Source organism: Sphingomonas sp. Root720 (assembly GCF_001428605.1).
Taxonomy (GTDB): domain Bacteria; phylum Pseudomonadota; class Alphaproteobacteria; order Sphingomonadales; family Sphingomonadaceae; genus Rhizorhabdus.
On the sequence record NZ_LMID01000013.1, the window covers coordinates 434974 to 449857 of the forward strand.

Sequence of the window (14884 nt, forward strand, 5' to 3'; positions counted from 1 at the left end):
TCAGCCGGCGTCCGAGGCGCCGGACTCGTCGACCGCCGCGAAGCGGGTCGCGCCGGTCTGCGGCCGGGGCACGACCCCCGCGCGCAGCCGCTCCAGCGCGGCCGCGGCGACCGGGCCCAGCGCGTCGGCCCGCTCGACGGCGAGCGCCAGGATGCGCGCCTTCATGCGCGGGTCCCAGAAGCTGAGCATATGGTCCTCGGTCGCCGCCACGGCATGGTCATGTCCCAGCGCCTCGAAATTGCGGGCGATCTGGTTCGCCATATAGACGAGCTTGTCGTCGGTGGTCATCCCGCTCATTCGGCGGCCTCGACGAGGATGCGGCGGCTGCGCCGCGCCTGCTCGGCATAATCCTCCTGCCAGTCGGACGGGCCGTTGGACAGGCCGACCTGCACCGCCGTCACCTTATATTCCGGGCAGTTGGTGGCCCAGTCGGAATAGTCGGTGGTGATGACGTTCGCCTGCGTCGCCGGGTGGTGGAAGGTCGTGTAGACCACCCCCGGCGCCACCCGCTCGGTCACCGCCACGCGCAGGGTCGTCTCGCCCGCGCGGCTGCGGAGATAGACCCAGTCGCGATCCTTGATCCCGCGATTCTCGGCATCGAGCGGATGGAGTTCCAGCAGGTCCTCGGGATGCCAGGCGACATTCTCGGTCCGCCGCGTCTGCGCGCCGACATTGTAATGGCTGAGGATGCGGCCGGTGGTCAGCAGCAGCGGATAGCGCGGCCCGGTCTTCTCGTCGGTCGGGACATAGTCGGTGACGACGAACTTGCCCTTGCCGCGCGCGAAGCCGCCGATGTGCATCGTCGGGGTGCCGAGCGGCGCCGTCTCGTTGGCGGGCCACTGGATCGACCCCTGTTCATCGAGCAGGTCGTAGCCGACCCCCGCGAAGCTCGGCGTCAGCCGTGCGATCTCGTCCATGATCTCGGACGGATGGGCGTAGTTCCAGTCGAGCCCCAGCGCCCGCGCGACGAGCTGGACGATCTCCCAGTCGGCATGGCCGTTGAGCGGCGCCATCACCTTGCGGACCATCTGGATGCGGCGCTCGGCATTGGTGAAGGTGCCGTCCTTCTCCAGGAAGGTCGAGCCGGGCAGGAAGACATGCGCGTAGTTCGCGGTCTCGTTGAGGAACAGGTCCTGCACCACCACGCATTCCATCGCCGCGAGCCCGGCGGCGACATGGGTGGTGTTCGGATCGGACTGGAGGATGTCCTCGCCCTGGACGAACAGGCCCTTGAAGCTGCCGTCTGTCGCGGCGTCGAGCATGTTGGGGATGCGCAGGCCGGGCTCGGGATCGAGCGGCACGCCCCAGGCCCGCTCGAACAGCTCGCGGGTGGCGCTGTCGGACACATGGCGATAGCCCGAATATTCGTGCGGGAAGCTGCCCATGTCGCAGGCGCCCTGGACGTTGTTCTGGCCCCGCAGCGGGTTCACCCCCACGCCCTCGCGGCCGATATTGCCGGTCGCCATGGCGAGGTTGGCGATCGCCATCACCGTCGACGATCCCTGGCTGTGCTCGGTGACGCCAAGGCCGTAGTAGATCGCGGCATTGCCGCCGGTCGCGTAGAGCCGGGCGGCGGCGCGCAGTTCGGCGGCGGGTACCCCGGTCAGCGGCTCGGTCGCCTCGGGCGAGCGCTGCGGTTCGGACACGAAGTCGGCCCAGTCCTGATATTCGTCCCAGTCGCAGCGCTCGCGGATCCAGGCCTCGTTCGCCAGTCCTTCCTCGACGACGACATGCGCCATCGCGGTCAGCACCGCGACGTTGGTGCCGGGCTTGAGCGGCAGGTGATGGTCGGCCTCGATCCTTGGCGAGCGGACCAGGTCGGTGCGGCGCGGGTCGACGACGATCAGCCGCGCGCCCTGCCGGAGACGCCGTTTCATCCGGCTCGCGAACACCGGATGGCCATCGGTCGGGTTGGCGCCGATCACCATGATCACGTCGGCCTGCATCACGCTGTCGAAATCCTGCGTGCCGGCCGAGGTGCCGAAGGTCGTCTTCAGCCCATAGCCGGTCGGCGAATGGCAGACGCGCGCGCAGGTATCGACATTGTTGTTGCCGAAACCCTGCCGGATCAGCTTCTGGACGAGGAAGGTCTCCTCGTTGGTGCAGCGGCTCGACGTGATGCCGCCGACCGAACGGGTGCCGTAGGTCGCCTGGATGCGGCGGAACTCCGCGGCGGTATGGGCGATCGCCTCGTCCCAGCTCACCTCGCGCCACGGCTGGTCGACCGAGGCGCGGATCATCGGCTTCAGGACGCGCTCCTTGTGCTGGGCGTAGCCCCAGGCGAAGCGACCCTTGACGCAGCTATGCCCGCGATTGGCCTTGCCGTCCTTCCACGGCACCATGCGGACCAGCTCCTCGCCGCGCATCTCGGCGCGGAAGGTGCAGCCGACCCCGCAATAGGCGCAGGTGGTGACGACGGCGCGGTCGGGGGTGCCCTTCTCGATCACCGATTTCTCGATCAGCGCCGAGGTCGGGCAGGCCTGGACGCAGGCACCGCAGCTCACGCATTCGGAGGACAGGAAATCCTCGTCCTGGCTGGCCGCGATATGCGACTCGAAGCCGCGCCCGTCGACGGTCAGCGCCAGCGTCCCCTGCACCTCGTCGCAGGCGCGCACGCAGCGCGAGCAGACGATGCACTTGGTGCTGTCGAAGGTGAAATAGGGGTTGGACTCGTCCTTCTCGGCGACGAGATGGTTCTCGCCCTCATAGCCGTAGCGCACGTCGCGCAGCCCGACCGCGCCCGCCATGTCCTGCAGCTCGCAATCGCCGTTGGCCGAGCAGGTCAGGCAGTCGAGCGGATGGTCGGAGATGTAGAGTTCCATCACCCCCCGGCGAAGCTGCTTCAGCCTGTCGGTCTGGGTGCGGACGACCATGCCCGGCAGCACCGGCGTGGTGCAGGAGGCGGGATAGCCCGCCCGCCCCTCGATCTCGACCAGGCACAGCCGGCAGGAGCCGAAGCTCTCCAGGCTGTCGGTGGCGCACAGCTTGGGGATCGTCGTCCCCATCAGCGCCGCCGCGCGCATGATCGACGTGCCCTCGGGCACCTCGATCCGCTGGTCGTCGATGGTGATCGCCACCAGCGGGCCCGTCACGGGCACCGCCTTGGTGCCGAGGTCGATTTCGCCGATCCACGCCATGATTCTACTCCGCCGCCGCCGGCATCGCCGACGCGCCAAAATCCTCGGGGAAGTGATCGAGCGCGCTCAGCACCGGATAGGGCGTGAAACCCCCGAGCGCACAGAGCGATCCATATTTCATCGTGTCGCACAGGTCGCGCAGCAGGCCGATCTCCTCCTCGACCGATCGGGCGCGCGGCGTGGCGTTGCGCATCTGCGCCAGCGCCTCGACCCGGTCGCCGCCGCGCCCGCCCGCGATGATCCGGTCGATCGCCTCGACCCCGCGGGTCGATCCGATCCGGCAGGGCGTACACTTGCCGCAGCTCTCGACCGCGCAGAACTCCATCGCGAAGCGCGCCATGTGCGCCATGTCGACGCTGTCGTCGAACACCGTGATCCCGGCATGGCCGATCAGCGCGCCGGCCGCGGCGAAGGCCTCATAGTCGAACGGCAGGTCGAAGCGCGACGGCGGGATATAGGCGCCGAGCGGCCCGCCGACCTGCACCGCGCGGACCGGCCGGCCCGATGCGGTGCCGCCGCCGATCTCGTTCACCAGCGCGCCCAGGGTGATGCCGAAACCGATCTCGAACAGGCCGCCATTCCGCACATTGCCCGCGAGCTGCACCGGCATCGTCCCGCGCGACCGGCCGAAGCCGACCGCCGCATAGGCGTCCGCCCCCTCGGCCAGGATGAAGGGGACGGCGGCGAGGCTGAGCACATTGTTGATGACGGTCGGCTTGCCGAACAGGCCCTGGATCGCGGGCAGCGGCGGCTTGGCGCGGACCTGGCCGCGCTTGCCCTCGATGCTGTCGAGCAGCGCGGTCTCCTCGCCGCAGACATAGGCACCCGCGCCGACCCGCACCTCGAGCGTGAACGGCGCGACGACCGCCGCCGCGCGAAGGATCGCCTCGCGCATCGTCGCGATCGCGAACGGATATTCGGAGCGGATATAGACATAGCCATGCCCCGCGCCGACCGCGTGCGCCGCGATCGCCATGCCCTCGACCAGGCCATAGGGATCGCCCTCCATCAGCATCCGGTCGGCGAAGGTGCCGCTGTCGCCCTCGTCGGCATTGCAGACGATGAACGTCTCGTCGGCCTTCGCATCGAGCACGGTCTGCCACTTGATGCCGGTCGGGAAGCCCGCCCCGCCCCGGCCGCGCAGGCCCGACGCCTTGACCGCGTCGACCACCGCCTGCGGCGCCATTGCCCGCGCCGCTTCCAGCCCGCGCCAGCCGCCGGTCGCGGCATAGGCGGCGAGGTCGAGCGGATCGCCGATCCCGCAGCGCGCGAAGGTGAGGCGTTGCTGCCGGGCGAAGAAGGGCAGCGCGTCGATCGGGCCGAGCCGGTTGGGGTGGGCATCGGCCAGCACCGCGTCGACGTCGCCCGGAGCGACCGGGCCATAGCCGATCCGCCCTTCGGCGCGCTCGACCTCGACCAGCGGCTCGATCGCGAACAGGCCCCGGCTGCCGGTGCGCACGACGGTGCAGCCGGCCGCCGCGAAGGCCTCGGCCAGCGCGTCCGAGCCGAGCGCGACCGACGCCATGTCGGCGCTGACGAAGACGCGGGTCATGCCGCCACCCGCGCGGCGATCCGCTCGATCGCGGCCTCGCCGTCGATCCGGGCGATGGGCACGCCATCGACCAGCGCATTGGGCCCGACCGCGCAGAGGCCGAGGCAGTAGACGGGCTCCAGCGTCACCTGTCCGTCGGCGCGGGTCTCGCCCATCGCCACCCGCAACCGCTCGGCCAGCGCCGCCTCGACCGCGGCGCCGCCGCGCGACTGGCAGCTTTCGGCGCGGCAATATCTGACGATGTGGCGGCCGGCCGGCACCTTGCGGAAATCATGGTAGAAGCTGACGACGCCGTGGACCTCGGCGCGGCTGAGATTCAGCTCGGCCGCGATGGCGGCCACCGCCTCCTCGCCGACCACGCCCAGTTCCTCCTGCAGGTCGTGAAGCAGCGGCAGCAACGCCCCGCGCCGTCCGCGTTGCGCCGCCGCCAGGCGCGCCACCACCACCTCGACCGGCTCGTTTCTCTCCGTCGTCATGGCGCGGCTTTGATCCCGCCATCCGGGCCGGTCAAATCACTAATCCCCATGATTGATAGACGATGTCTATCAAGTCCCGAAGCCCTGGGGCAGCGAGATGCTGCGCGCGATCGCCAGCGCCGCAGCGGCGAGCGGACCTACCGGGCTGCGATTGGGCACGATGACGCCGATCCGGCTGGCCGGGGCGGGATCGTCGAACGGCAGGATGCGGGCCCAGTCCAGCCCCGGCAGTAGCGCGAGATAGCTGTCGGGCATGATCGTCGCGAAGCCGCCCGCCTGCACCATCGCCAGCAGTGCGACATAGCTGTCGGCCGTCGCGCGCGGATGAATGGCGAGACCGCGCTCGGCGAGGCGCGCGTCGAGGATGCGCCGGTTCTGCATGCCCTGGTGGAGCAGGCAGAGATCGGTGGCGGCCGCCTCCGCCCAGCCGATCGCGGCGCGCCCGTCGAAGCCGCCGCCGGCACGGGCAAGGAAGATGTAGCGCTCGGCATAGAGCGGCGCGGTCAGCATGTCGGCGGGCGGCTCATGGTCGAGATAGGTAAGGCCCGCGTCGAGATCGAAGCCGCCGAGCCCGCGCTCGATCTCGCGCGAGGTGAGCGACCGCACCGACAGCGTCATCGCCGGATGCAGCGCCAGCAGCGCCCGGGCGACATGGCCCACCGCCGGCATCGCCGCCGGGATCGCGCCCAGCCGGAACTCGCCCTGGACCGGGCCGTCCATCGCCAGCATCGCATGCGCCATGCCGTCGAACACCGCGACCAGCTGCTGCGCCCAGGGCAGCATCGCCTGCCCCTCGGGGGTCAACCCGATATAGCGGCGGTCGCGCTGCACCAGCCGCCGGCCGAACTGCTCCTCCAGCGCGGCGATCCCGGCCGACAGCGTCGGCTGGGTCACCCCGCAGGCGTCGGCGGCGCGGCCGAAATGACCCTCGCGCGCCAGGGTCGTGAAATAGCGCAACGGGCGAAGCTGCATCGGCACCCCTCTCGATAGACAAGCCCTATCACGCTCGCCGTCGGCGCGCGAGGCGCCGCGAGCACGGCCTGCGCGCCGGGAGGCCGCATATGTGCGCTCGGTCACAGATCCGGCCCCGCATGGCTGCTATGGAAGAAAGGGGGGCTGGCGGACGGATCGATGAAACGCGAAACTTCGCTGGACAAAGGCGCGGCTGCGGCGGCACATCAGCGCCAGGGAGATCATGCGATGCACGCAGGTTTCGGGGCACATCAGGGGAACCGCGCGAGAGCATGAAGCCGCTACCCCTCCGCCCACCGTCATGACCGAGCTGAAGCCGATCGCCCGTCCGGGCGGCAAGGCGCGCCTTAGGCCGCCGCCCACCGCGCGCGCGCTGTTCTGGCGGCTCGTCTGGCTCTACCAGGGCGGCTGCACGACCGCGATCGTCATCACCATGGCGCTCGTTCTGTTCGGCCTCGAACTGGACCTGCGCCAGTGGCTCATCCTGATCGGCATGACGCCGGTGGTCGTCGCGATCTACAACCTGTCCGACGTCTATCTGATCGTCCGCCATTATCGTCCGATCGACCGGGCGCTCCGTGCGCTCGACCGGGGCGAGAGGCCGGCCCAGCCGGTAATCGCCGAGGCGGTGGTCCGCGCCCTCAACCTGCCCTTCTATTCGTTCATGCGCGTCACCTTCCTCCATGGCCCGATGGTCGCGGTGATGGTGTGCATGGCGCTGCCCTTCGGCAACTGGGCGTTCGACGCCGGCTACCAGACGTGGCAGGTGATGGTGTTCGCCGCGACCGCGCTCTTCTTTGCCTCGCCCACCCACGCCATCTTCGAGTATTTCGGGGTCGCCCGCGCGCTGGTGCCGACGATCGTAAGGCTGTCGGACCATCTCGAAGGCGGCCTGCCGTTCGACTATCAGCAGCAGCTCGTGGCGATCCGGCTCAAGAGCAAGCTGCTCTATCTGACGATCTTCGTCGCCGCGCTGCCGCTGGTGTTCTTCGCCGCCTCGATCATCTTCAAGGTGCAGCGGATGTTCCTGCTGCAAGGCGTCGATCCCACCCCGTCGATGATGATGCCGCTCTATGTGTGGATCACCGGCGTCGTCTGCATCTGCATGCTCGGGTCGGTGATGATGGCGCTGCTGACCGCGCATGAGGTGTCGCGATCGGCGAGCCGGCTGATCGACGGGATGCGGATGGTCGAGCGCGGCGAGCTCGACGGGGTGAAGCTGGAGGTGGTCTCCACCGACGAATATGCCGACATCTTCCGCGGCTTCCAGCACATGCTCGAGGCGCTGCGTGAGGAGCAGCTGATCCTCGAGGTCAGCAACGACCTGGCGGGCGAGCTGAAGCTCGAGATCCTGATCGCGCGGATCATGCGCACGACGACCGAGCTGCTCAACGCCGAACGGTCGACCCTGTTCGTCTACGACCGCAAGACCGACGAGCTCTTCTCGCTGTTCGCCGAGGGCGACCTCGTCCGCGAGATCCGCCTGCCGTCGAACCGCGGCATCGCCGGCGCGGTGTTCGCCAGCGGCGTCGCCGAGAACATCGCCGATCCCTATGCCGACCCGCGCTTCAACCCGGAGGTCGACAGGGCCACCGGCTTCGTCACCCGCTCGATCCTCTGCCAGCCGATCTTCGACAAGCATGGCGGCCGGATCGGCGTGACCCAGGTGCTCAACAAGCGCGATACGGCGGCCTTCACCGCCAAGGACGAGGCACGGCTGCGCGCCTTCTCCGCCCAGATCGCGGTGTGCCTGGAGAATGCCCGGCTGTTCGACGACGTGCTCTACATGAAGAACTACAACGAAAGCATCCTGAAGAGCACGTCGAACGCGGTGATCACCTTCGACGAGGACCAGCGGATCGTCACCAGCAACGAGGCTGCCCGCACGCTGATGAACGCGCCCGACGGGCTGATCGGCACCAGCGCGCGCGCCGCCTTCTCGGGCAGGAACGGGTGGATCGCCGACCGGCTGGAGCGCACCGACCGCGACCGCGAGGCCTATCTGGCGGTCGACGCCGAACTGATCGGCAGCGACGGCAAGGCGTCATCGATCAACCTGACGGCGGCCCCACTGGTCGACGCCAATGACGCGGTGATCGGATCGATGCTGGTGATGGAGGACATCACCAGCGAGAAGCGCGTCCGCTCGACCATGGCGCGCTACATGTCGAAGGAGGTGGCCGACCAGCTGCTCGAGGCCGGCGAAAGCGAATTGAGCGGCAAGGACCAGACCGTATCGATCCTGTTCTCCGACGTGCGCGGCTTCACGACGATCGCCGAGAAGATCGGCGCGCGCGAGACCGTGACCATGCTCAACAGCTATTTCACCGAGATGGTCGACGTCATCTTCGAGCATAAGGGCATCCTCGACAAATATATCGGCGACGCAATCATGGCGCTGTTCGGCGCGCCCTTCGCGGGGCCCAACGACGCCGACAACGCGATCGCGACCGCCAACAAGATGCTGGTCGAGCTGGCGGCGCTCAACCTGAAGCGCACCGCGGCGGGCGAGCGGCCGATCGACATCGGGCTGGGCATCAGCACCGGCGACGTGATCGTCGGCAATATCGGTTCGATCAAGCGCATGGAATATACCGTCATCGGCGACAGCGTGAACCTCGCCTCGCGCCTCGAAGGCGCGAACAAGGCCTATGGTTCGAAGATCCTGTTCTCCGAATTCACCCATGCCCGGCTCGCGGACCCCCAATTGGTGCGCGAGATCGACCTGATCCGGGTGAAGGGCAAGGATTTCCCCGTCGGCGTCCACGAATCGCTCGGCTATCGGGCAGCGGAGATCGATCGGGGCCTGGGGGCGATGCTCGAACATTACGCGACGGGCCTTGCCGCCTATCGCGCGATGGAATGGGGCGACGCCGAACAGGCCTTTCTCGCGGCGCTGAAGGCGATGCCCGGCGACGGCCCTTCCGCCATGTATGTCGAACGCTGCCGCGCCTTCGCGAAGGCTCCCCCCGCCCGCGACTGGGATGGGGTGTGGACGCTCACCTCGAAATAGGTGCGGGCGAAGAGCCGCCGGTCAGGCGGCCCGGGCGATGGGACTTGCCGTCTGGAAGCGGTTCCGCCCGCCGCGCTTGGCGGTGTAGAGCGCTTCGTCCGCCGCGTGGAGCAGCCGCGAGGCGGTGAAGCCCGACCGGTGCGGGGCGATGCCGCAGCTGATCGTGACGGGGATGGTCCCGCCCGACGGCAGCACCACCGGGATCTCGCCGACCGCCGCTACGATCGACGCGCAGATCCGCCGGGCGGCCCGCTCGGGGACCGCCAGCAGCAGCGCGAACTCGTCGCCGCCCAGCCGGCCGACCGTTCCGCTGGTGCCGACGACATCGCCGATGCGGCGGGCGATTTCGTGCAGGACGATGTCGCCGGCATTGTGCCCGGACCCGTCGTTGATCCCCTTGAAGCGGTCGACGTCGATCATCGCCACGCTCAGCGCGCCGCTGTCGGCCTGCTCGACCGCCGCGTCCAGCCGGGCGAGGAAGCCCGCCCGGTTGTACAGGCCGGTCAGGCTGTCGGTTTCGGCGGCCTGGGTCAGGAACGCCGCGTGATGCTTGCGCGCGGTGATGTCATGGATGCTCGCGAGCGTGCCGACGCAGTCGCCGTCCTCGGCGCGCAGCGCGCCGAAGGTCGCCTCCAGCCAGCGCAGCCCGTTCGCCGCCAGGAATTCGACCCGTCGGGTCGTCACGGCATCGGCCAGCACGTCGAGATGCGCGTCGCGCATCGCTTCCGCCGCCGTGGCCGAAAGCGCCTCGATCCTGCTGCCCACGAACGCCCCGGCATCCTGTCCGAACAGGATTTCGGAAGAGCCGAACTCCCGGTCGCATATGCCCGCAGGGGTGAAATGGAGCAGCAGGGTCGGCGATTGCGAGACGATCAGGCGCAGCGAGCGCTCATTGTCGCGCAGCCGCTCGATCAGGATCTTGCGCGCGGCGACGGCGGCGGCGACCGGCATGTTGACGAGCAGCACGGACGCCAGAAAGAACTGGAAGAACGTCGCCTGCACGCCGGGATTGGGCGATATGAAGGTGACCGGCCCCTGGTGGTTCATCGTCGCGAATCCGCCGATCGCGGCGATGATGAGCACCGCGATCTTGGATCCTTGCCAGCCAACCCGGAACGTCACCAGCATCATCGGAATGAACAGGAGGAACAGGAAGGGCACGCCGCTCTTCATGAACACCAGGGTCGCGACGAGCGACGTCAGCGCGAGCAGCGCCACCGCTTCGACGCGCTCTATCGAGGTCTTTTCCCGGAACGCGTGGACGAACTCCCCTTTGAACAGCCCATAGAAGACCGGCGTGCAGATCAGCAGGCCCAGCGCGTTGGCGACGTAGAGGTTCAGCAACGTAGGACCGAAGGGCTGGTGCCGAAACAGCACCATCGTCCCGGCGCCGACGAGCGCGCCGACGAAGGGTGCCACCAGTCCCGCCCAGAAGATGAACGGCCAGATCCCCGATGGGTCCTCCGCCAGGCTGCGCTCCAGCCGGCGTCGTATCCCCCAGGCCGCGATCACCACCTCGATGAAATTGGCGGGCCCGAAGAGAAGCGCGCCTTCCGCCGTGCCGCGGGTGCAGAGGTTCGCCAGGACGTTCCCGACGAAGCCCGCGACGAGAATCGCCGTCCATTCCGACGGCCTGCGGAGCACCAGCAGCGCGACCAGCACGGCATTGGCCGGCCAGACGCTGGCGATGTCGGCGTCGCCGGTCAGGTGGATCGTCGCGATTCCCAGCCCGGAATAGAGGAGAGCTGCCAGCAAGGGCGTGGAAATCGATCGTCGGGCGGCTGTGAACGATGGCATCATGACCTCCGTCCTCCGCGACATGAGCGCTGTCGAACGGAATTGACGAGGGCCTAGATGTCCGCTTTTCGACGGAAAATCTCTCCCCGATTGCGCCGAACATTCGACCTTTGTCGAACGGAGAGCGAAAAAGCGGGGCTGCTATCCGATCTGCGCCCAGGCGATCCGTGCCAGTTCGGGAAACACCTTCGCCCGTTCGGCGGCCTGCGCGGAAGAGGCGGTGCCGCGGATCACCCGGCCCTTGATGCCGTGGAAGATCGCCGCCATCCGGAAGAAATTGAACGCGGTGTAGAAGCGGTAGTTCGGGATCGAATCCCGCCCCGTCCGCGCGCAATAGGCGGCGATATACGCGTCCTCGCCGGGAATGTTCAGCGCCGCCAGATCGGCGCCGGCGAGGCCCGCCACGATGTGCGGCGGCATATGGTACATCATCGCGTTATAGGCGAAGTCGGCGAGCGGATGGCCGAGCGTCGACAGCTCCCAGTCGAGCACCGCCAGCACGCGCGGCTCGGTCGGGTGGAAGATCATATTGTCGATACGGAAGTCGCCATGGACGATGGAGGTTTCGTCGCCCGGCGGGATGTTGGCCTGCAGCCACTCGATCACCCGGTCCATGTCCGGATCGCGCCCCGCGTCGACATCCTCGACATATTGCTTCGACCAGCGCCCGATCTGCCGCTCGAAATAATTGCCCGGCCTGCCATAGTCGCCGAGGCCGACCGCCTCGTGATCGACCTGGTGGAGTGCGGCGACGGTCGCGTTCATCGCATCGAAATAGGCGGGGCGATCGGCGGCCGCGACCTCGGGCAGCCGCGCGTCCCAGAAGACGCGGCCCTCGACCATGTCCATGATGTAGAACCAGGTGCCGATCACGGCGTCGTCGGTGCACAGCGCATGCACATGCGCCACCGGGAAACCCGCCTTCTCCAGCCCGGTCAGCACCTTCGCCTCGCGCTCGACCGCATGGGCGCCCTTGAGCAGCTGTCCGGGCGGCTTGCGCCGCAGGACATAGGCGCGGCCCGGCGTCACCAGCTTGTAGGTCGGGTTGGACTGCCCGCCCTTGAACTGCTCGACCGCCAGTGGCCCTTCGAAGCCGGGCACATGCTCGGTCATCCAGCGCGCGAGGCTCGCCTCGTCGAAGGCGAAGCCCTCGCGGACGGGGGTCGTGCCGCTGTTTTCGTCCTGGCCGCTGCCCGTGGTCATGCCGCTTCCTGCCCCTTGGCATGGTCGCGCTTGATCTTCTTGGCGAGCGACCATTTATGGACCTCGGTCGGACCGTCATAGATACGGAAGGCGCGGATCTCGCGAAAGATCTGCTCCACCACCGTGTCGCGCGAGACGCCGGTCCCGCCCATCACCTGGATGCAGCGGTCGGCGACCCGGTAGAGCGCCTCCGACACCTGCACCTTGGCGATCGAGCTTTCGACCGTGCCGAGCGAGCCGCCGTCGAGCACGCCGGCGCACCAGTCGATCATCAGCTCGGCCTGCTTCAGGTCGATCATGTTCTCGGCCAGCATGAAGCCGACGCCTTCATGGTCGACGAGCTTCTTGCCGAACGCCTCGCGCCGGCAGGCATAGTCGATCGCGATCTCCTGCGCGCGGGTCGCGCAGCCGAACCAGCGCATGCAGTGCGACAGCCGTGCCGGCGACAGGCGGACCTGGGCATATTTGAACCCCTCCCCGCTCGCACCGAGCATCTGGCTCTCATGCACGCGCAGATTGTCGATCATCACGATCGAATGGCCGCCCGGCATCGAGCTGTCGATCGTGTCGATCACCCGCTCGATGCGGATCGCCGGATCGGGCAGGTCGACCAGGAACATGCAGGCGCCCCCGCTGCCGTCGGTGGCTTCGGACTTCGCCATGACGATGCCGACCTTCGCCCCGTCGGCGCCGGTGATGAACGCCTTGCGCCCGTTGATCACCCAATGATCGCCGTCGCGGCGGCACAGCGTCTTCATCATCGACGGGTCCGAACCGGCCCCGCCTTCCGACGCCGGCTCGGTCATGAAGAAGGCCGAGCGGCTGTCGCCCCTGACCAGCTGGTCGAGGAAGCGCGCCTTCTGCTCGGCCGATCCCACCTTGCCGATCAGGTACATGTTGCCCTCGTCGGGCGCCATCGTGTTGACCGCCAGCGGCCCCAGCGGCGACAGGCCCGATTTCCGGAGGACGATCGCGGTCTCGCGCTGGTCGAGATGCGATCCGTCGGGCAGGATGTGCGGCGTCATCAGCCCGGCGGCGCGCGCCTTCGCCCGCATCTCCTGGACCAGCGCGTCGCTCGGCCCGTGATCGCTGCAGCGCGGATCCTTCTCATAGGGGATGACCGTCTCGCGGACGAAGGCCTCGACCCTGGCCGCGATGGCCTGTGCGCGTTCACTCATCGATTGTCTCCGTTCACAGTGAGCTGACGAGATGGCCGCCATCGGCGACGAGCACCGATCCGGTCATGTAGGTGGACGCGTCCGACGCGAGCAGCAGCAGCGGGCCGTCCAGCTCCGACGCTTCGCCGAGGCGGCGCTGCGGGACGCGCTGGATCATCTTCTTGCCGCCGTCGGTTTCCCAGGCGGAGCGGTTCAGGTCGGTTTCGATATAGCCCGGGCACAGCGCGTTCACGCGGATGCCGAAGCGGGCGAGTTCGAGCGCGGCGACCTTGGTGAGCTGCACCGCCGCCGCCTTGGAGATCGCATAGGTCGACAGGTGCGTGCCCTGCCGCAGGCCGAGGATCGACGCGACGTTGATGATCGACCCGCCCTTGCCGCGCGCCTTCATCGCGCGCGCCGCCGCCTGGGTCAGCAGGAACATGCCCTTGGCGTTGGTGCCGAACACCCGGTCCCAATCCTCCTCGCTCTGGTCGAGGAAGGGCTTCTCCACCGCGATCCCGGCATTGTTGACGAAGATGTCGACCTCGGCGAGCAGCGGCTCGATCGCCGCGACGCTCGCGCTGCTGGCGACGTCGAGCGCGGCCGTGTCGCATTGCCCGCCCGCTTGCCGGATCCCGGCCGCGACGTCCGCCAGCGCCTCCTCACGCCGCGCGGCGACGATCACCTTCGCTCCGGCGCGCGCCAATACCCCCGCGAAATGGGCTCCCAGGCCGCCCGATGCGCCGGTGACGAACGCGGCCTTGCCGCTCAGGTCCATAAGCTCAGCCACATCCTGCTCCCGCCGACTCCACGATGATTATGTATCGACTATGGAACAGGATTGTGGAACAATCAACCATATGACTGCCAAGGCCTCCTTTTCCTCCGCCGCCCATTGGCCCGGCCCCGAGCCGGCCGGTTCGGCCCAGCGCGTCTATCTGGGCATCCTCCAGGATCTGGAAGGGGGCCGGATGGTGCCCGGACAGCGGCTGGTCGAGACCGACCTCGCCGCCCGCTTCGAGGTCGGCCGCAACGCGGTGCGCGAGGCGATGCAGCATCTGTCGGTCCGCGGCGTGGTCGATCTCAGCCCCAACCGCTCGCCGGCGATCCGATCGCTCGACCCGGCCGAGACCCTCGAGGTGCTCGACGTCGCGGAGGCGATGACCCGGCTGGCGGCGCGGGCGGCGGCCACCGGTTTCCGCGACGAGCATGGGGCGCTGCTGGCGGCGGCGATCGGCGAACTGACCGAGGTCGCGTCCGATGGCGATGCGGCGGCGTTCAGCCGGGCGCGGCGCGGTTTCTACCGGGCGCTCCTTCTGATCGGCGGCAATCGCGAGCTGCAGCGGCTGTTCCCGGCCATCGGCATCCACATCATCCACGCGCAATATCCGTCGCCCAGGCTGCGCGGCATCCGGCTGGCCGATTACCAGGCCATCGCCCGCGCCGTCGTCGCACGCGACGCCGCCGCCGCCGAACGCGCCGCGGCCGAGCATGTCGACAATGTCCGCGCGGTGATCCGCGAGCTGATGGCTATCGACCTGTAACAAAGTATGTTTACGACCGCGGTCGGGCCCGTC

Annotated in this window: 11 protein-coding genes; 2 read left to right on the top strand and 9 right to left on the bottom strand. The window is 68.5% G+C overall.

Annotation, left to right across the window (positions count from 1 at the left end; genetic code table 11):
- The 5 genes from ASE22_RS19615 to ASE22_RS19635 form a co-directional block, all read right to left on the bottom strand.
- Positions 1-297, bottom strand: a complete 297-nt coding sequence (locus ASE22_RS19615; RefSeq protein ID WP_082545325.1) for a formate dehydrogenase subunit delta — start codon at positions 295-297, stop codon at positions 1-3.
- Positions 294-3137, bottom strand: a complete 2844-nt coding sequence (gene fdhF, locus ASE22_RS19620) for a formate dehydrogenase subunit alpha (protein ID WP_056363651.1) — start codon at positions 3135-3137, stop codon at positions 294-296. Before fdhF ends, ASE22_RS19615 begins: the two co-directional genes overlap by 4 nt.
- A gap of 4 nt (positions 3138-3141) precedes the next feature.
- A complete protein-coding gene (locus ASE22_RS19625; RefSeq protein ID WP_056363653.1) occupies positions 3142-4689 on the bottom strand; it encodes an NADH-ubiquinone oxidoreductase-F iron-sulfur binding region domain-containing protein in 1548 nt (515 codons plus the stop codon).
- Entirely contained in the window at positions 4686-5165 is a 480-nt protein-coding gene (locus ASE22_RS19630; RefSeq protein WP_082545326.1) for an NAD(P)H-dependent oxidoreductase subunit E, read from the bottom strand. Before ASE22_RS19630 ends, ASE22_RS19625 begins: the two co-directional genes overlap by 4 nt.
- A 69-nt stretch (positions 5166-5234) precedes the next feature.
- Entirely contained in the window at positions 5235-6137 is a 903-nt protein-coding gene (locus ASE22_RS19635; RefSeq protein WP_056363655.1) for a LysR family transcriptional regulator, read from the bottom strand.
- A 301-nt stretch (positions 6138-6438) separates the two neighbouring features.
- Between ASE22_RS19635 and ASE22_RS19640 the strand changes: the two genes are divergently transcribed.
- Complete coding sequence (locus ASE22_RS19640) at positions 6439-9150, top strand: adenylate/guanylate cyclase domain-containing protein (protein WP_056363657.1); 2712 nt, start codon at positions 6439-6441, stop codon at positions 9148-9150.
- A 21-nt stretch (positions 9151-9171) separates the two neighbouring features.
- On the opposite strand, the gene ASE22_RS19645 is transcribed toward ASE22_RS19640, so the two are convergent.
- From ASE22_RS19645 to ASE22_RS19660, 4 genes are all read right to left on the bottom strand, one after another.
- Positions 9172-10905 carry a sensor domain-containing diguanylate cyclase gene (locus tag ASE22_RS19645; RefSeq protein ID WP_056363659.1) on the bottom strand — a complete coding sequence of 578 codons (1734 nt, stop codon included), beginning with the start codon at positions 10903-10905 and terminating at the stop codon, positions 9172-9174.
- A gap of 183 nt (positions 10906-11088) precedes the next feature.
- Entirely contained in the window at positions 11089-12150 is a 1062-nt protein-coding gene (locus tag ASE22_RS19650; RefSeq protein ID WP_056363661.1) for a phosphotransferase, read from the bottom strand.
- Positions 12147-13328, bottom strand: a complete 1182-nt coding sequence (locus tag ASE22_RS19655) for an acyl-CoA dehydrogenase family protein (protein WP_056363663.1) — start codon at positions 13326-13328, stop codon at positions 12147-12149. The genes ASE22_RS19650 and ASE22_RS19655 overlap by 4 nt, the downstream gene beginning before the upstream one ends.
- Positions 13329-13341: 13 nt before the next feature.
- Positions 13342-14097, bottom strand: coding sequence for an SDR family NAD(P)-dependent oxidoreductase (locus tag ASE22_RS19660; protein ID WP_056363664.1), 756 nt, complete (start codon positions 14095-14097; stop codon positions 13342-13344).
- Positions 14098-14167: 70 nt separating this feature from the next.
- Between ASE22_RS19660 and ASE22_RS19665 the strand changes: the two genes are divergently transcribed.
- Positions 14168-14851 carry a GntR family transcriptional regulator gene (locus ASE22_RS19665; RefSeq protein WP_056363666.1) on the top strand — a complete coding sequence of 228 codons (684 nt, stop codon included), beginning with the start codon at positions 14168-14170 and terminating at the stop codon, positions 14849-14851.
- The last annotated feature ends 33 nt before the right edge of the window (positions 14852-14884 follow it).